This is a genomic window from Kitasatospora nipponensis (genome assembly GCF_039528135.1).
GTDB lineage: Bacteria > Actinomycetota > Actinomycetes > Streptomycetales > Streptomycetaceae > Kitasatospora > Kitasatospora nipponensis.
On the sequence record NZ_BAAALF010000045.1, the window covers coordinates 857 to 17,865 of the forward strand.

The 17,009-nt window shown below is 71.8% G+C and carries 17 protein-coding genes and 2 tRNA genes; 16 read left to right on the plus strand and 3 right to left on the minus strand.

The window, feature by feature from the left end:
• Nucleotides 1-192 precede the first annotated feature (192 nt).
• The gene (locus ABD323_RS15325; protein ID WP_030056266.1) at nt 193-606 is read right to left on the minus strand and encodes an SsgA family sporulation/cell division regulator; all 414 of its coding nucleotides are present in this window, start codon (nt 604-606) and stop codon (nt 193-195) included.
• 330 nt (nt 607-936) lie between these two features.
• Here ABD323_RS15325 and ABD323_RS15330 point away from each other — a divergent pair.
• Nucleotides 937-1,008, plus strand: a tRNA-Val gene (locus ABD323_RS15330).
• Between the two features lie 212 nt (nt 1,009-1,220).
• Nucleotides 1,221-1,292 (plus strand) — tRNA-Val (locus ABD323_RS15335).
• Nucleotides 1,293-1,409: 117 nt separating this feature from the next.
• Here ABD323_RS15335 and ABD323_RS15340 read toward each other — a convergent pair.
• Complete coding sequence (locus ABD323_RS15340; protein ID WP_425556002.1) at nt 1,410-2,150, minus strand: 3'-5' exonuclease; 741 nt, start codon at nt 2,148-2,150, stop codon at nt 1,410-1,412.
• 245 nt (nt 2,151-2,395) lie between these two features.
• Here ABD323_RS15340 and thrS point away from each other — a divergent pair, with 245 nt between their 5' ends.
• A complete protein-coding gene (gene thrS / locus ABD323_RS15345) occupies nt 2,396-4,375 on the plus strand; it encodes a threonine--tRNA ligase (protein ID WP_344442123.1) in 1,980 nt (659 codons plus the stop codon).
• Between the two features lie 81 nt (nt 4,376-4,456).
• Nucleotides 4,457-5,020 (plus strand): HIT family protein, encoded by a 564-nt coding sequence (locus ABD323_RS15350; protein ID WP_344442124.1) that lies wholly within the window; start codon nt 4,457-4,459, stop codon nt 5,018-5,020.
• A 110-nt stretch (nt 5,021-5,130) separates the two neighbouring features.
• Here the strand turns inward: ABD323_RS15350 and ABD323_RS15355 are convergent, their stop codons facing one another.
• The gene (locus ABD323_RS15355; RefSeq protein WP_344442125.1) at nt 5,131-6,780 is read right to left on the minus strand and encodes a hypothetical protein; all 1,650 of its coding nucleotides are present in this window, start codon (nt 6,778-6,780) and stop codon (nt 5,131-5,133) included.
• Between the two features lie 160 nt (nt 6,781-6,940).
• Between ABD323_RS15355 and ABD323_RS15360 the strand changes: the two genes are divergently transcribed.
• The 12 genes from ABD323_RS15360 (at nt 6,941) to yajC (ending at nt 16,960) form a co-directional block, all read left to right on the plus strand.
• A complete protein-coding gene (locus ABD323_RS15360) occupies nt 6,941-7,354 on the plus strand; it encodes a thiol-disulfide oxidoreductase DCC family protein (protein ID WP_344442126.1) in 414 nt (137 codons plus the stop codon).
• A 167-nt stretch (nt 7,355-7,521) separates the two neighbouring features.
• Nucleotides 7,522-8,169 carry a phosphatidylinositol phosphate synthase gene (gene pgsA, locus ABD323_RS15365; protein ID WP_344442127.1) on the plus strand — a complete coding sequence of 216 codons (648 nt, stop codon included), beginning with the start codon at nt 7,522-7,524 and terminating at the stop codon, nt 8,167-8,169.
• Nucleotides 8,170-8,222: 53 nt separating this feature from the next.
• Nucleotides 8,223-9,197, plus strand: a complete 975-nt coding sequence (locus ABD323_RS15370) for a phosphatidylinositol mannoside acyltransferase (RefSeq protein WP_344442128.1) — start codon at nt 8,223-8,225, stop codon at nt 9,195-9,197.
• Nucleotides 9,198-9,227: 30 nt separating this feature from the next.
• A complete protein-coding gene (locus ABD323_RS15375; RefSeq protein ID WP_344442129.1) occupies nt 9,228-10,394 on the plus strand; it encodes a glycosyltransferase family 4 protein in 1,167 nt (388 codons plus the stop codon).
• A gap of 131 nt (nt 10,395-10,525) precedes the next feature.
• Nucleotides 10,526-11,071: a hypothetical protein gene (locus ABD323_RS15380; RefSeq protein ID WP_344442130.1), complete on the plus strand. Its 546-nt coding sequence runs from the start codon at nt 10,526-10,528 to the stop codon at nt 11,069-11,071.
• Nucleotides 11,072-11,257: 186 nt separating this feature from the next.
• Complete coding sequence (pdxS, locus tag ABD323_RS15385; RefSeq protein ID WP_344442131.1) at nt 11,258-12,172, plus strand: pyridoxal 5'-phosphate synthase lyase subunit PdxS; 915 nt, start codon at nt 11,258-11,260, stop codon at nt 12,170-12,172.
• Nucleotides 12,173-12,285: 113 nt separating this feature from the next.
• Nucleotides 12,286-12,897 carry a pyridoxal 5'-phosphate synthase glutaminase subunit PdxT gene (gene pdxT / locus ABD323_RS15390; RefSeq protein ID WP_344442132.1) on the plus strand — a complete coding sequence of 204 codons (612 nt, stop codon included), beginning with the start codon at nt 12,286-12,288 and terminating at the stop codon, nt 12,895-12,897.
• 102 nt (nt 12,898-12,999) lie between these two features.
• Nucleotides 13,000-13,764, plus strand: coding sequence for a YebC/PmpR family DNA-binding transcriptional regulator (locus ABD323_RS15395; protein WP_344442133.1), 765 nt, complete (start codon nt 13,000-13,002; stop codon nt 13,762-13,764).
• A 152-nt stretch (nt 13,765-13,916) separates the two neighbouring features.
• Nucleotides 13,917-14,564 carry a crossover junction endodeoxyribonuclease RuvC gene (gene ruvC / locus ABD323_RS15400; RefSeq protein ID WP_344442134.1) on the plus strand — a complete coding sequence of 216 codons (648 nt, stop codon included), beginning with the start codon at nt 13,917-13,919 and terminating at the stop codon, nt 14,562-14,564.
• Complete coding sequence (gene ruvA, locus ABD323_RS15405; protein ID WP_344442135.1) at nt 14,561-15,172, plus strand: Holliday junction branch migration protein RuvA; 612 nt, start codon at nt 14,561-14,563, stop codon at nt 15,170-15,172. The genes ruvC and ruvA overlap by 4 nt, the downstream gene beginning before the upstream one ends.
• Nucleotides 15,173-15,281: 109 nt before the next feature.
• Nucleotides 15,282-16,379 (plus strand): Holliday junction branch migration DNA helicase RuvB, encoded by a 1,098-nt coding sequence (gene ruvB, locus ABD323_RS15410; protein WP_344442136.1) that lies wholly within the window; start codon nt 15,282-15,284, stop codon nt 16,377-16,379.
• Nucleotides 16,380-16,561: 182 nt separating this feature from the next.
• Nucleotides 16,562-16,960 (plus strand): preprotein translocase subunit YajC, encoded by a 399-nt coding sequence (gene yajC, locus ABD323_RS15415; RefSeq protein ID WP_344442137.1) that lies wholly within the window; start codon nt 16,562-16,564, stop codon nt 16,958-16,960.
• The last annotated feature ends 49 nt before the right edge of the window (nt 16,961-17,009 follow it).

Here is a 17,009-nt window from a genome sequence, read left to right on the forward strand (position 1 = left end):
CCCGCCGCGACGACGGCGGGAGGGCTGCGCAGGGCGCCGGACGTCTGGGCCGGCGTCCCCGCGCGCAGGATCGGACGCCGTGAACCGACGGAGCCCGGGAACCGCGCGGCGCGGTTGCGTGGGTGGCCGTGCCCCCGAGTAGGACAGCCACCAAGGTGTCGACCAGACCGCCGGGGGCTCGCCCCCGGGGTTTCAGCTCTCGGCAAGGATGTGCGACAGCTCCCGATCCAGATCGAAGTGACGGTGTTCGGTGCCGGGCGGCACGGCGGCGTCGGTCCGCTTGAGGAAAGACTCAAGCGCCCGGGCCGGGGCCTCCAGCAGGGCTTCTCCTTCCGGAGAGCTCAGCGCGATGCAGACGACTCCCTGTCCGTGACTGCGTGACGGCCACACCCGGACGTCGCCGGTCCCGGTGGGTCGGTGCAGCCCCTCCGCGAGGAGGTCGCGGGCGAACACCCACTCCACGGTCTCGTCGGCACCGGTGTGGAAGGTGGCGTGCACGGCATAGGGGTCGGCAGTGTCGTAGCGCAGGCCCGCGGGGACGGGCAGTGACGACTCGCTGGACACGATGAGGCGCAGGTGCAGCTCGCAGCTGACCGTGGTGTTCATAAGCGCCAGGGCCTTTCGCTCAGTGTGCGCTCGGGGAATCGCACGTCGGCGAACGGACCATCCCACCCCCAGCGCCGATGTAAACCCCTCTGTCCCGATTCGGGGCCCGCCGGTAACCCTTCCGGCGCATTGCGCAAAGGGCCGGAAGCGGTGGTCCGCGGCGATATCGGACGGTCGGGTCGGCCGGCCGCGACCGCCGGGCGGGTGGTGACGGAGAGTGATCGGGAGCGGTTGCCGGGCTGGTGGAGTCCTGCGGACGGGGACGGGGAGTGATCGGGGAGGGGTGGTGCGGAGCACCCCTCGGGATGCGGTAATGTTTTCCCTGCACCCGGGCGATTAGCTCAGCGGGAGAGCACTTCGTTCACACCGAAGGGGTCACTGGTTCGATCCCAGTATCGCCCACCGGATAGTGCAGTAAGGCGTAGGACTCTGGTTTTTTATGACCGGAGTCCTACGCCTTTTTTCATTCCGTCATGCTGTTCCCGATCTCCCGGGGAGCTGAGCGGTCGTCACCGTGCCTTTCGGCGGCGGCTGCTGGCGGGGCGTCGGGCGTCCCCGGGACAACCGCCTTGCAAGGCACCCCCACCACGGTGCTATTGTTCATCTCGTTGCCCGGGCGATTAGCTCAGCGGGAGAGCACTTCGTTCACACCGAAGGGGTCACTGGTTCGATCCCAGTATCGCCCACCGGACAACATCGGGCCCCGACTGCCACGGCAGTTGGGGCCCGATGCATGTCTGAGGGGCTGTCAGGCCCGGTTCCGCGCCGAGGGTCGGGGCGGCTGCCGGTCGGCCCCCACGGGGTCAGGCCGCGTCCTCCGAGCGGGCCGCCGGGCGCAGCGGCCAGGAACGGTCCACCCGTTCCGCGGTGCCGGACCGGTCGAACCACTCCTGCAGCCCGCGCGCCTGGGCGGCGTGCCAGACCCGCTGACGCAGGTGCAACTCACCGGGGGAGACGTCGCCCAGGGCCGAGCGGTGCCGGATCCCTATCGCCCGCACCAGCTCCAGCGCCGCCGTCGCGTCGGCCGCCGCGTCGTGTGCGCCCCGCAGCTCGACGCCGTAGTGGGCGCAGAGGTCGGTCAGCGTGCGGCGCCCCTTGCGGTAACGGTCCAGGTGCTTGTCGAGCACCCGCGGATCGACCACCAGCAACTCGGCGCCGGCCAGGAAGGTCTCCAGCGAGCCGAGCCCGTGGCGGCGCAACTCGCGGTCCAGCAGCGTCAGATCGTAGGGGGCGTTCATCACCACCAGCGGGACGCCGGCGCGGGCCTGCTCGGCCAGCGCCCGGGCGATCTCGGCGGCGACCGCGGCCGGCGGGCGGCCGTGCGCGCGCACGTGCTCGTCGCTGATGCCGTGCACGGCGCGGGCGCCCTCGGGGATCGGGATGCCGGGGTCGGCCAGCCAGGTCCGCCGCTCCAGCGGGCCGCCCGGCGCGTGCTGGACGACCAGGGCGCCGGAGACGACCCGGTCCTGCTCGACGTCGACGCCGGTGGTCTCGGTGTCGAAGGAGGCGAGTGGACCCTCGTACCAGTCGTGGCTCTGCATCATGACCACCCCTCAGGTTCCCCCGGCCCGTGCGGTGCACCGCCGAGGACTGGCGGTGCACCGGCTCATGGTGCCGTTCCGACCAGGTGATACCCCGTGACGCCACCGGTTCAACCCCGCCGCGGTCGGTGGCACGGCGCGGGGGCGGGCCGGGTGGAGATGGGTGCACGGCGAGGTGGGCGGGCTCGGTACCATCGGGGAACGCAGCATCAGCTGCGTCATCAGATCCAGCACGTCAGGAGAGACCGGTGACGGACGTCCGGGTAATCATCAACCGCGAACCCGATCGGGAAGAGCGCGTGGTGACCACGGGCACCACCGCCGCCGAGCTGTTCGCCGAGGACCGCGCGGTCGTCGCGGCCAGGGTCGGGGGCGTGCTGAGGGACCTCGCGTACCAGGTGCAGGACGGCGAGGTCGTCGAGCCCGTCGAGATCGGCAGCCCCGACGGCCTCAACATCCTGCGCCACTCCACCGCGCACGTGATGGCGCAGGCCGTGCAGGAGATCTTCCCCGAGGCCAAGCTGGGCATCGGCCCGCCGATCAAGGACGGCTTCTACTACGACTTCGACGTCGAGAAGCCCTTCCACCCCGATGACCTGAAGACCATCGAGAAGAAGATGCAGGAGATCATCAAGCGCGGGCAGAAGTTCGCCCGCCGGGTGGTCACCGACGAGGCGGCCCGCGAGGAGCTGGCCGGCGAGCCGTACAAGCTGGAGCTGATCGGGCTCAAGGGCTCGGCCGCCAGCGCGGGCGAGGGTGCGGACGTCGAGGTGGGCGGCGGCGAGCTGACCATCTACGACAACCTGGACCCGAAGACCGGCGAGCTCTGCTGGGGCGACCTGTGCCGCGGCCCGCACCTGCCGAGCACCCGGATGATCCCGGCCTTCAAGATCATGCGCTCGGCCGCCGCCTACTGGCGGGGGAGTGAGCGAAACCCGCAGCTGCAGCGGCTCTACGGGACCGCCTGGCCGACCAAGGACGAGCTGAAGGCCCACCTGGACTTCCTCGCCGAGGCCGCCAAGCGCGACCACCGCAAGCTCGGCAGCGAGCTGGACCTCTTCTCCATCCCCGAGGAGATCGGCTCCGGCCTCGCGGTCTTCCACCCCAAGGGCGGCGTGATGCGCCGGGCCATGGAGGACTACTCCCGCAAGCGGCACGAGGAGGCGGGCTACGAGTTCGTCTACACCCCGCACGCCACCAAGGGCACGCTCTTCGAGCTCTCCGGTCACCTCGACTGGTACGCCGACGGCATGTACCCGCCCATGCAGCTCGACGGCGAGAACGACTACTACCTCAAGCCGATGAACTGCCCGATGCACAACCTGATCTACCGCTCGCGCGGTCGCTCCTACCGGGAACTGCCGCTGCGGCTCTTCGAGTTCGGCACGGTCTATCGGTACGAGAAGTCGGGCGTGGTGCACGGCCTGACCCGGGCCCGCGGCTTCACCCAGGACGACGCGCACATCTACTGCACCAAGGAGCAGATGGCCGGCGAGCTCGACTCGCTGCTCACCTTCGTGCTGGAGCTGCTGCGCGACTACGGCCTGACCGACTTCTACCTGGAGCTCTCCACCCGGGACCCGGAGAAGTCGATCGGCTCGGACGAGGACTGGGAGGAGGCCACCGAGACCCTGCGGGCGGCCGCCGAGAAGCAGAACCTCGAGCTGGTCCTGGACCCGGAGGGCGCGGCCTTCTACGGCCCGAAGATCTCGGTGCAGGCGCGGGACGCGATCGGCCGCACCTGGCAGATGTCGACCATCCAGGTCGACTTCCAGCTGCCGAACCGTTTCGAGCTGGAGTTCCAGGGCGCGGACGGCAACCGCCAGCGCCCGGTGATGATCCACCGCGCGCTGTTCGGCTCGATCGAGCGCTTCTTCGCGGTGCTCCTGGAGCACTACGCCGGTGCCATGCCGCCGTGGCTGGCGCCGGTGACCGTGGTCGGCATCCCGATCACCGAGGAGCACGTGCCGTACCTCCAGGAGGTGGCGGCCGAGCTGCGCAAGCGCGGCATCCGGGTCGAGGTGGACGCCTCGGACGAGCGGATGCAGAAGAAGATCAGGAACGCCCAGAAGTCCAAGATCCCGTTCATGCTGATCGCCGGCAACGACGACGTCGAGGCGGGCGCGGTGAGCTTCCGCTACCGCAACGGCGAGCAGAAGAACGGCATCGCCCGTGACGAGGCGATCGCGGAGATCGTCGACGCGGTGGAGCGTCGCATCCAGGTCTGAGGCACGCAGCGGTGATCCGGCGCGGGGCAGGCTCTTTCGGGAGTCTGCCCCGCGCCGGTCTGTCGGCGGGCCGGGCCGAATATGCTGATCAGCATGACGAGTGAGCCGGAACTGCAGCAGGGCGTCGGGGAGCCGGACGGCTTTCGGCGCCTGTGGACGCCCCATCGGATGGCCTACATCCAGGGCGAGAACAAGCCCACCGGACCCGCCCCCGACGACGGTTGTCCGTTCTGCTCGATCCCGGCGCTCAGCGACGAGGACGGGCTGATCATCACCCGCGGCACGCACGTCTTCGCGGTGCTCAACCTCTATCCGTACAACGGCGGCCACCTGATGGTCGTCCCCTACCGGCACGTGGCGGACTACACCGAGCTGACCGACGAGGAGACCGTCGAGCTGGCGGCGCTGACCAAGCAGGCCATGACGGCGCTGCGGGCGGCCTCGGGGGCGCACGGCTTCAACATCGGGATGAACCAGGGCGGGGCGGCCGGCGCCGGCATCGCCGCGCACCTGCACCAGCACGTGGTGCCGCGGTGGGGCGGCGACACCAACTTCATGCCGGTGGTGGGCCACACGAAGGTGCTGCCGCAGCTGCTGGCGGACACCCGCAAGATGCTCGCGGAGTCCTGGCCGCAGCAGGGCTGAGACCGGCGCGCCCGCGTCGCGACACGCGTCAGGGGTGGATCCGCACCGTGCGGATCCACCCCTGACGCGTCCTCGTGCCGGATCCGGCGCCGAGCGGATCCGACGCGGGGTCAGCCGGCGTCGTAGACGTCCGCCCGGAAGGGGCGCACGCCCTGCAGCTCGGACTTGAGGATCATGCCGCGGGTGCCGAAGCGGTCCACGGCGATGTCGTGCTCGGTGAGGAAGTCCAGGGTGGCGGCGAGCACCGCGCTGACCACGGGGGTGGCGATCCGGATCGAGTCGTCCGACATGAAGCGGCTGCCCCACGGCGCGGTGGCCCAGGCGGTGCGCAGCCCGAAGGGCTCCGGCAGGGACATCCCGCCGCCGAGCCAGGCGAGGATCGCGGGGGCCTTCATGAAGGGTGCCCGGACGGCCTGGCGGACCACCTCGTCGTTGTCGATCAGCGGCAGGGTGATGGTCTCCTCCAGCCACGGCCGGCCGGTCTTGGGGCGGGTGAGCTCCTTGGGCTTGGGCTTGTCGGTGAAGACGCCGTTGACCGGTCCCAGGGTGTGCCCGTTGACCGAGACCCGCAGGGTGTTGCTGAGCACGGTGACGGTGACCAGCACGCTGACGATCAGCTTGCCCTTGTTGAGGACGAACTGGGTGCCCAGGTAGTGCCGGGGGCCGTCGGCGCCGAACTCCTGGCGGTTGGCGATGTCGACCACGGCGTGGCTGCGCATCCGCGCGCCGTCCATCTCGGGGCCCTCGGGGCGTCCGATCTCGTCCGCGCCGGCGCCGACCTCCAGGATCACCCACTGCTCGACCGAGGAGTGCGGGACGGCGCCGTTGCCGACGTCGCTGCGGCTCAGGCCGTTGAGCCGGTCGGTGATCTTCTTGACCAGGTCCCAGGTGTGGAAGGTGCGGAAGTCCTCGTGGCCCTCCAGGGGGTGCAGGTCCTCGACCATCTCCCAGGAGCCCCAGCGCTTGCCGAGGCCGAGTATGCCGTTGACCCCGGCGTAGTGCAGGACGTTGGTGTCCTGCTCCATGACCAGCTGGGTCAGCCGGGTCTTGAGGAACGCGGCCTTCTTGTCCTGGTCGTCGCGCGGGACGGCCTTGGGGACGACGGCGGCCAGCACGCTGCCGTCCAGCAGCCCGGCCCAGCGGGCCCGCAGCTCCTTGGTGGAGGCCAGGCTGATCCGCTTGGCGAGGAACCAGCCGAGGACCGGCATCAGCAGCAGCGGCCGGCAGTAGATGCTCAGCGGGCCGTGGAAGGGCGGGCGCACGGCGAAGAGCACGGCCAGGCCCAGCAGCGCCACCACGACCAGCGGGTTGTAGAGGCCGGCGCGCTGCGGGTGGTGGCGGGTGATCCAGCCGCGCAGCCCGAAGCCGGCCAGCCAGATCAGTGTGCCGGGCAGGAAGAGCACGCCGGTCAGGAAGCTGACCATGGCCAGCTTGCGGTCCCGCTCGGCGCGCAACTCCTCGGCGGCCAGGCAGTGTTCGACGACCATGCGGGGGTCGGTGCCGAACGAGGGCACCACCGGCTTGCGTCCGGCGCCCAGGGTGCGGGCGATGACCGCCTTGCTGAAGGCCTCGCCGAGGTTGGGTTCGAAGAGGGCGAAGCGGGCCTTCTTCTTCTTGATGTCCGGCTGCGCTTTGCCGGTGAAGTCGTCGATGGTGCCGTCGCGGTAGGCGATCGACGAGAGAGCCTGGGTGACCGCGGTCTGCGGACCGGCTTCCGTGCGGGGTATCTGCGCACCCGGGGTCATGTCGAGCTTGCTCATGGCGGCCTCCCCTCCTCCCCTTGTCAGCGGCAGGTTACCGTGCTGCCGACGCGTCGCGCCGATGATCTCTGAAGATCTGTCACCTGTGCGGGGGCGCACGGGGGCTCGGGGATTCTTCCCCGATGCGGGCACTTCGATCCCGATGCGGCAGGATCGTGTCATGAGCCCTCTCACCTCCGTGCGGGTCGATCCCGTCCTGGTCTTCGACGGGGACCGCGCGTTCTGCGGTTCGTGCGTCCGCCTCGCCGAGCGGTACCTGCGCCAGACGCTGGACTCCGGGGGGTGGACGGCGGTGCCGTACCAGGACGCGCCGCTGGCGGAGCTGGGGGTGACGGCGCAGCGGGCCGAGCGCGAGGTGCTCTGGGTCACGCCGGCGGGCCGGGTGTACGGCGGTGCGGCGGCGGTGGCGCGGTTGCTGATGCGCTCGGGCAACGTCTGGGCGTACCTGGGGGCGGTGCTGGCGCTGGCGCCGGTGCGGCCGGTGGCGGAGCTGGTCTACCGGCGGGTGGCGCGCAACCGGCACCGGATGCCGGGCGGTGCGGCGGCGTGCGCGTTGCCGCGGGTGGTGCGCTGAGCGGGGGCGCGGGCCGGCTGCGCCCGATCGGGTGCGGGGCGGCTCTGGGCGCTCGGCGGGCTGGATACCATGGGTCCCGCCGGGTGGGCTGATCCATTCGGCCGCCCGGTGACGCCGCTTCGGCCGCCGGTGGAACACCCGGTGAGATCGGAGCGGTCCGGAAGGCCATGCTCAACAAATACGCGCGTGCCTTCTTCACACGTGTCCTGACCCCGTTCGCCTCGATGCTGCTGCGCTGGGGGGTCAGTCCGGACGCGGTGACCCTGATCGGTACGGCCGGTTCGGTGGCCGGGGCCCTGGTCTTCTTCCCGCGTGGGGAGTTCTTCTGGGGCACGATCACGATCACCCTCTTCATCTTCTCCGACCTGGTGGACGGCAACATGGCCCGCCAGGCCGGTACGTCCAGCACCTGGGGCGCCTTCCTGGACTCCACGCTGGACCGGGTCGCGGACGCGGCGATCTTCGGCGGGCTCGCGCTGTGGTACGCCGGGCGCGGGGACAACGACCTGCTCTGCGCGATCGCGGTGCTCTGCCTGGCGAGCGGCCAGGTGGTCTCGTACACCAAGGCGCGGGCGGAGAGCCTGGGCCTGCCGTGCGACGTGTCGGGGCTGGTGGAGCGGGCCGAGCGGCTGGTGATCACCCTGGTGGCGGCCGGGCTCTCGGGGCTGCACACCTTCGGGGTGCCGTACGTGGAGTGGCTGCTGCCGGTCGCGCTCTGGCTGGTCGGGGTGGGCAGTGTGATCACGGTGCTGCAGCGGATGCTGACAGTGCGGCGCGAGGCCTTCGAGGCGGCCTTGGCGGCGCGGGACAGCTAGGGACTCGCGGGGCGGCCATCGACGCGCGGGACGGCTACGGAACTGAGGCACGGATGCGGGAGAAGCTGGTCGACGTCGGGTACGCGGCGGGCTGGGGGGCGGTGAAGCTGCTGCCCGAGCCACTGGTGCGCCGGCTCGGTGAGCAGGTGGCGGACAGCACCTGGCGCCGGCAGGGCAAGGGGGTGCGGCAGCTGGAGCGCAACCTCGCCCGGGTCCGTCCGCAGGCCACCGCGGCCGAGCTGCGCGAGCTGTCGCGGGCCGGGATGCGCTCCTACCTGCGCTACTGGACGGAGTCGTTCCGGCTGCCGGTGTGGAACGACCGCACGATCGCGGACCGCATCGTGGTGGACGGCATCGAGCACCTGACCGGGGCCATGGACGCGGGGCGCGGTGCGGTGATAGCGCTGCCGCACATGGCGAACTGGGACCACGCCGGGGCCTGGGTGGTGCGCCACCTGGGGTACAACTTCACGACGGTGGCCGAGCGGCTGAAGCCCGAGTCGCTCTTCGACCGGTTCGTGGCCTACCGCGAGGGCCTGGGCATGGAGGTGCTGCCGCTGACCGGCGGCGGGGTGTCGGTGATCGGCACGCTGGCGCGCCGGCTGCGGGCGGGCAAGCTGATCTGCCTGGTGGGGGACCGGGACCTGTCGGACGCGGGGCTGCCGGTGCAGTTCTTCGGCGAGACGACCAAGATGCCGGCGGGTCCGGCGGCGCTGGCGCTGCGCACGGGGGCCGCGCTGATGCCGGTGACGCTCTGGTACGAGGGTCCGGTGATGCGCGGGACCATCAACGCGCCGATCGAGGTGCCGCAGGTCGAGGACCAGCGGCAGGCGACCGCGCTGATGACGCAGGCGATGGCCGACATCTGGGCGCGCGGGATCGCCGAGCACCCGCAGGACTGGCACATGCTGCAGAAGTTCTGGCTGGCCGACCTGCCGGCCGCCAAGGCCGCCCCCGCCGCTGCCGCGGGCGGCCCTGCGGCGGGCGACGCTTCCGCCGGCGGCGCCGAGCCGCGCGAGAAGGTCTGAGGGCCCGATGGTTCTGCGAGAGGGTGACAGGTGAAGATCGGCATCGTCTGCCCGTACGACTGGGACGTGCCCGGCGGTGTGCAGTTCCACATCCGGGACCTGGCCGAGCACCTGATCGGCCTGGGCCACCAGGTGTCGGTGCTGGCGCCGGCCGAGGACGACTCGGGGCTGCCGTCCTACGTGGTGTCGGCGGGCCGGGCGGTGGCGGTGCCCTACAACGGGTCGGTGGCGCGGCTGAGTTTCGGCATCATCTCCGCGACCCGGGTGCGCCGTTGGCTGCGGGACGGTGACTTCGACATCCTGCACGTGCACGAGCCGGCCTCGCCGAGCCTGTCGATGCTGGCGGCCTGGGCGGCGACCGGGCCGATGGTGGCGACCTTCCACACCTCCAACCCGCGCTCGCGGGCGATGATCGCGGCTTCGCCGATCCTGCAGCCGGCGCTGGAGAAGCTCAGCGCCCGGATCGCGGTGAGCGAGTACGCCCGGCGCACGCTGGTGGAGCACCTGGGCGGCGACGCGGTGGTGATCCCCAACGGGGTGGACGTCGAGTTCTTCGCCGGGGCCGAGCCGAACCCGAGCTGGTCGGGCGGCACGATCGGGTTCATCGGGCGGATCAACGAGCCGCGCAAGGGGCTGCCGACGCTGCTGGCGGCGCTGCCGCGGATCCTGGCGGCCCGCCCGGACACCCGGCTGCTGGTGGCGGGCAAGGGGGACGAGGAGGAGGCGGTCGCGGGGCTGGCCCCCGAGGTCCGGGCCAGGGTCGAGTTCCTGGGGATGGTCAGCGACCGGGACAAGGCGCGGCTGCTGCGCAGCGTGGACCTGTACGTGGCGCCCAACACCGGTGGCGAGAGCTTCGGGATCATCCTGGTCGAGGCGATGTCGGCGGCGGCCCCGGTGCTGGCCAGCGACCTGGACGCGTTCGCCCAGGTGCTGGACGGCGGGAAGGCCGGGGAGCTCTTCCCGGTGGAGGACGCGGCGGCGCTGGCGGCGTCCGCGGTGCGGCTGCTGGGTGATCCGGACCGGCGCGCGGAGCTGCGCGAGGCGGCCTCGCGGCACGTGCGGCGCTTCGACTGGGCGACGGTGGGGGCGGACATCCTGGCCGTCTACGAGACGGTCACCGAGGGCACCGACGCCCACGGGGTGCGCGAGGACGAGCCGACCGGGTGGCGCGAGCGGCTGGGGCTGGCCCGGGACTAGGGCCGGGTGGCGCGCGGTCCTCGCGCGGATCGGGGTGATCCCGCTCACAGCCGCGCGGTCCGGCGGTGCCCGCGGTCGGCGGTGCGTGCGGTGGCCGGGCGCAGGGCCCGCGGCCGGTAGCGTGTCGCCCCGTGACTACCTGGATCTGGGCCGCCGTGGCCGTGGTGCTGTTCGCCGTCTACCTGAGCTGGATGGCGGGCCGGCTGGACCGGCTGCACGCGCGGATCGACGCCGCGCGGGCGGCGCTGGACGCGCAGTTGCTGCGCCGGGCGTCGGTGGCGCAGGAGCTGGCCACCTCCTCGCTCTTCGACCCGGCCGCCTCGCTGGTGCTGTACGAGGCCTCGCACGCGGCGCGGCAGGCCGACGAGGAGCACCGCGAGGTGGCGGAGAGCGAGTTGAGCCAGGCGCTGCGCGCGGTCTTCGCGGAGCCGGAGCAGGTGGAGGTGCTGCGGGCGGCGCCCGGTGGGGACGAGGCGCTGCGCGATCTGACGGCCGCGGTGCGCCGGGTGCCGATGGCCCGGCGGTTCCACAACGACGCGGTGCGCGCGGCGCGGGCGGTGCGGGTGCACCGCCTGGTGCGGTACTTCCGGCTGGCCGGGCGGGCGCCGTTCCCGCTGGCCTTCGAGATGGACGACGAGGCGCCGGCGGCGCTCGTGCCGCAGGGTGCGCCGGCCTGATCCGGGTGGCGGGACGGGTACCTGAGGGGGGTCGGGTGGGAGCGTCCAGCAGGCGGACTTTCCGGTTGGTTCCAGCCTGTTTGTCGTGTCGGATGACGGCCGCTGGACTTGGTGGCGCATCAATGAGGCACGCGAACGGCCTACCATAGGGCGATAGCACCGGTTCGTCTTCGAGTGAGGTCTCACGTGTCCACCACCACTCCCGCTTCCGCCGACCAGCCGCAGATCGGTACCGCCCGGGTCAAGCGCGGCATGGCCGAGCAGCTCAAGGGCGGTGTGATCATGGACGTGGTCAACGCCGAGCAGGCCAAGATCGCCGAGGACGCCGGTGCGGTCGCCGTCATGGCGCTCGAGCGCGTTCCCGCCGACATCCGCAAGGACGGCGGGGTCGCCCGGATGTCCGACCCGGACATGATCGACGGCATCATCAGCGCGGTCTCCATCCCGGTCATGGCCAAGTCCCGGATCGGCCACTTCGTCGAGGCGCAGGTCCTGCAGGCGCTCGGCGTCGACTACATCGACGAGTCCGAGGTGCTGACCCCGGCCGACGAGGTCAACCACTCCGACAAGTGGGCCTTCACCACCCCCTTCGTCTGTGGCGCCACCAACCTGGGCGAGGCGCTGCGCCGCATCGCCGAGGGCGCGGCCATGATCCGCTCCAAGGGCGAGGCCGGCACCGGCAACGTGGTCGAGGCCGTGCGCCACATGCGCCAGATCAACGGTGACATCCGTCGCCTGGCCACCCTGGACGAGAACGAGCTGTACGTCGCGGCCAAGAACCTGCAGGCCCCGTACGAGCTGGTCAAGGAGGTCGCGCAGCTGGGCAAGCTCCCGGTCGTGCTGTTCTCCGCCGGTGGTGTGGCCACCCCGGCCGACGCCGCGCTGATGATGCAGCTGGGCGCCGAGGGCGTCTTCGTCGGCTCCGGCATCTTCAAGTCGGGCGACCCGGCCAAGCGCGCCGCGGCCGTCGTGAAGGCCACCACCTTCTTCGACGACCCGAAGGTGATCGCGGACGTCTCGCGCGGCCTGGGCGAGGCCATGGTCGGCATCAACTGCGACACCCTGCCCGAGAGCGAGCGCTACGCCAACCGCGGCTGGTAGTCCCGCTTCCCGGTCCGTCGCGCGTGCAGGTGGCGCGGCGGACCGTCGTGCGTTCCCCCGCCGAAGATCGAACCGCGACGACCGGTCGCGACGACGGAATGAAGGTAGTCACCGTGCCCAGCAGCACCCCCGTGATCGGCGTCCTGGCCCTGCAGGGCGATGTCCGTGAGCACCTGGTCGCTCTCGCCGAGGCGGACGCCCTGGCCCGCCCGGTGCGCCGGGTCGAGGAGCTGGCCGAGGTCGACGCCCTGGTGATCCCCGGTGGGGAGTCCACCACGATGTCCAACCTGGCGCTGGCCTTCGGGCTGATGGAGCCGCTGCGCGAGAGGGTGGCCGCGGGGATGCCGGTCTACGGCTCCTGCGCGGGCATGATCATGCTGGCGGAGAAGATCCTGGACGGCCGCGACGACCAGCAGAGCGTGGGCGGCATCGACATGACGGTGCGCCGCAACGCCTTCGGGCGGCAGAACGAGTCCTTCGAGTCCGCGATCGACTTCAAGGGCTTCGAGGGCGAGCCGGTGCACGGCGTCTTCATCCGCGCGCCGTGGGTCGAGTCGGTCGGCGCCGGCGTCGAGGTGCTGGCGGAGCTGCCCGCCGCCGACGGCGCGGAGAGCCGGATCGTGGCGGTCCGTCAGGGCAACCTGCTGGCCACCTCGTTCCACCCCGAGCTGACCGGCGACCACCGGGTGCACGCGTACTTCGTCCGGATGGTCGAGGCCCGCTGACGCACGGTCGGCGCCGCGCGCTGACCGGTGACCGGTGACCCGTGTGACACCGGTAGGATCTCCGTTGTTTCATTTCCCGTTGGCGACGAAAAGGAGCTGGTGATGTCCGGCCACTCTAAGTGGGCTACCACCAAGCACAAGAAAGCCGTGATCGACGCCAAGCGCGGCAAGCTCTTCGCCAAGATGATCAAGAACATCGAGGTGGCGGCGCGGACCGGTGGCGGCGACCCGGCCGGCAACCCGACGCTCTACGACGCCATCCAGAAGGCCAAGAAGAGCTCGGTCCCGATCGACAACATCAACCGGGCCGTCAAGCGCGGCTCGGGCGCCGAGGCCGGCGGGGCCGACTACTCGACGATCATGTACGAGGGTTACGGCCCGAACGGTGTCGCGGTGCTCATCGAGTGCCTCACCGACAACCGCAACCGCGCCGCCTCCGACGTGCGGGTCGCGATGACCCGCAACGGCGGGAACATGGCCGACCCGGGCTCGGTGTCGTACATGTTCAACCGCAAGGGCGTCGTCATCGTCCCCAAGGGCGACGGCGTGGACGAGGACAGGGTCCTCGAGGTCGTGCTGGAGGCCGGCCTGGACGTCGAGGAGGTCAACGACCTCGGCGAGACCCTCGAGGTGATCTCCGCGCCGACCGACATGGTCGGGGTGCGCACCGCGCTGGTGGAGGCCGGGCTCGACTACGACTCGGCGGACGCCAACTTCGTGCCGAACCTGCAGGTCGAGCTGGACGCCGACGGCGCCCGCAAGATCTTCAAGCTGATCGACGCGCTGGAGGACAGCGACGACGTGCAGAACGTCTTCGCCAACTTCGACATCTCCGACGAGGTCGGCGCGCAGCTCGACGCCGAGTGAGCTGATCCGCTCCGCGGCCCGGTGGTCCTCCTGGACCGCCGGGCCGGTGTCGTTGGTGGAGCGGTGTCGTGGGTGGGGTTGTCGGTGGCTGGCGCTAGGGTCCTGTCTGACCCTTGGCTCTGGGCCGGCGGGACGGACGAAGGGTGGGCACGATGCGGGTACTGGGTGTGGACCCGGGGCTGACCAGGTGCGGTGTCGGGGTGGTCGACGGCGCGCCGGGCCGCCCGCTGCGGATGGTGGCCGTCGGGGTGGTGCGCACCCCGGCCGAGCAGGAGGTCCCGCAGCGGCTGCTGCTGATCGAGGCGGGCCTGGAGGAGTGGATCGACGCCCACCGGCCCGACATCGTCGCCATCGAGCGGGTCTTCGCCCAGCACAACGTGCGCACCGTGATGGGCACCGCGCAGGCCAGCGCGGTGGCGATGCTCTGCGCGAGCCGGCGCGGGATCCCGGTGGTGCTGCACACGCCCAGCGAGGTCAAGGCGGCCGTCACCGGGTCGGGTCGGGCCGACAAGGCGCAGGTCACCGCGATGGTGACCCGGCTGCTGCGGCTGGACGCCCCGCCCAAGCCGGCGGACGCCGCCGACGCGCTGGCGCTGGCGATCTGCCACATCTGGCGCGGCTCGGCCACCGACAAGATCGCGGCCGCGCTCGCCCGCACCACCACGGCCGCCGCGGCCGCCGTCGCCGCCCGAACCGCTGCCGCCGCCGGCGCCGCCCGAAGTGCCGCCGCCACCGCTCGAACCGCTGCCGCCGTCACCACCGGTGCCCGGCCGGCCGTCCGCAAGGAGTACCGCCCGTGATCGCGTTCGTCCAGGGCCCGGTGGCCGCCCTCGCCACCGGCACCGCCGTCGTGGAGGTCGGCGGGGTCGGCTTCGCCGTCCAGTGCACCCCCCTCACGCTGGCCACCCTGCGGTTGGGCCAGCCGGCCCGGCTCGCCACCTCCCTGGTGGTCCGCGAGGACTCGCTCACCCTCTACGGCTTCGCCGACGAGGACGAGCGCGCCACCTTCGAGATCCTCCAGGCGGCCCCGGGCGTGGGACCGCGCCTGGCCCAGGCGATGCTCGGCGTGCACAGTCCCGACGCGCTGCGCCTGGCGGTGGCCGGCGGGGACGAGCGGGCGCTGATCCAGGTGCCCGGGATCGGCAAGGCCAAGGCGGCCAAGCTGCTGCTGGAGTACAAGGACAAGCTCGGCGCCCCGCACGGAACGGTGCCCGCGCAGAAGCCGCTCGCCGCCGGCCCGGCGCCCTGGAGCGAGCAGCTGCACGCGGCCCTGGTCGGGCTCGGCTACGCTCCGCGGGAGGCCGACGAGGCGGTGACCGCGGTCACCCCGCAGGCCGAGGAGCAGGCGGTCACCGACGTCGGTGTGCTGCTCAAGGCCGCACTGCGCACGCTCAACCGCACCCGCTGAGCGGCCGCGGCGGTGGCCGGTGCCCCGGCCCACCGTGCCGCGCCGCCGGTCGTCATGACCCCATGACGATCTGACGCCCTATCACCTTGTCGACTTGGAGCCCGCCCTGATGAGCCCGTACGACTCCGACCCCGACGACCGGCTGCCCGCCGACCGGTTGGTGGCGCCCGCCGCCGACGGGGAGGACCAGGCGGTCGAGGCGGCGCTGCGGCCCAAGATGCTGGACGAGTTCATCGGCCAGGAGCGGGTCCGCGAGCAGCTCTCGCTGGTCCTGCGGGCGGCCCGGATGCGCGGCGCCGCCCCGGACCACGTGCTGCTCAGCGGCCCGCCCGGGCTGGGCAAGACCACGCTGTCGATGATCATCGCGGCCGAGCTGAACGCGCCGATCCGGATCACCTCGGGGCCGGCCATCCAGCACGCCGGTGACCTGGCCGCGATCCTCTCCTCGCTCACCGAGGGCGAGGTGCTCTTCCTCGACGAGATCCACCGGATGTCGCGCCCGGCCGAGGAGATGCTCTACATGGCGATGGAGGACTTCCGGGTCGACGTGATCGTCGGCAAGGGGCCCGGCGCCACCGCGATCCCGCTGGAGCTGCCGCCGTTCACCCTGGTCGGCGCCACCACCCGGGCCGGCCTGCTGCCGCCCCCGCTGCGCGACCGCTTCGGCTTCACCGGGCACATGGAGTTCTACGCCCCCAGCGAGCTGGAGCGGGTGGTGCACCGCTCGGCCGCCCTGCTGGACGTCGAGATCGACCCGGCCGGCGCCGCCGAGATCGCCGGCCGCTCCCGCGGGACGCCGCGGATCGCCAACCGGCTGCTGCGCCGGGTGCGCGACTACGCCCAGGTCGAGCACGACGGCGTGGTCAGCCGGCAGATCGCCGCCCGGGCCCTACAGGTCTACGAGGTGGACGCGCGCGGACTCGACCGGCTGGACCGGGCGGTGCTGGACGCGCTGCTGCGGCTCTTCGGCGGCGGACCGGTGGGGCTCTCCACGCTGGCGGTCGCGGTGGGGGAGGAGGCCGAGACGGTCGAGGAGGTGGCCGAGCCCTTCCTGGTCCGCGAGGGTCTGCTGGCCCGCACCCCGCGTGGCCGGATCGCGACGGCCGCGGCCTGGCAGCACCTGGGCCTGACCCCGCCCGTGCAGCTCCCCGGCGGACGCGTGGCGGCCCCCGCGCAGCGGGAGCTCTTCGACCCCGCGGGCGAGTGAGTTCGACCCCGGAACAGAGAGAGCCGGTCGGGACTCGCCACCTTTGGCGGCAGGATGCGATGCTTGGCGTTGTCCGATCAGATCGAGTCTCCTAGACTTCGCCGGACCGCCCCGTCTCACCGGACGGGCCGACCATCTCCACTGGCCACCCGCCGGGTGGCGCATAAAGGACCCTGTCTGTAGTGATTACTCTCATCATCCCCCTCTTCATGGTCGGCGCGATCGTCCTCATGATGAGGTCGCAGAAGAAGCGCCAGCAGCAGGTCCAGAGCATGCAGTCGGCCATGGAGCCGGGCTCGGCGGTGCGCACCATCGGTGGCCTCTACGCCACGGTCAAGTCGATCAACGACTCCACCGTCGAGCTCGAGATCGCCCCCGGTGTCATCACGCACTTCGCCAAGAGCGCCGTCGCCGCGGTGATCGACCCGCAGGAGTACGACGAGATCATCAACGGCCGCCCCGAGGGGGACGAGGAGGCCGAACTCGCCGACGTCGAGCCCATCGAGACCGAGGACGACACGACGCACGACGAGGCCGTCAGCCTGGACAAGGGCGAGGGCGACAAGCCCGTCGGCAAGTAGTACAGACGGTCTGCACCACCAACTTCACGGTTGTCCGCGACCTGCGCTG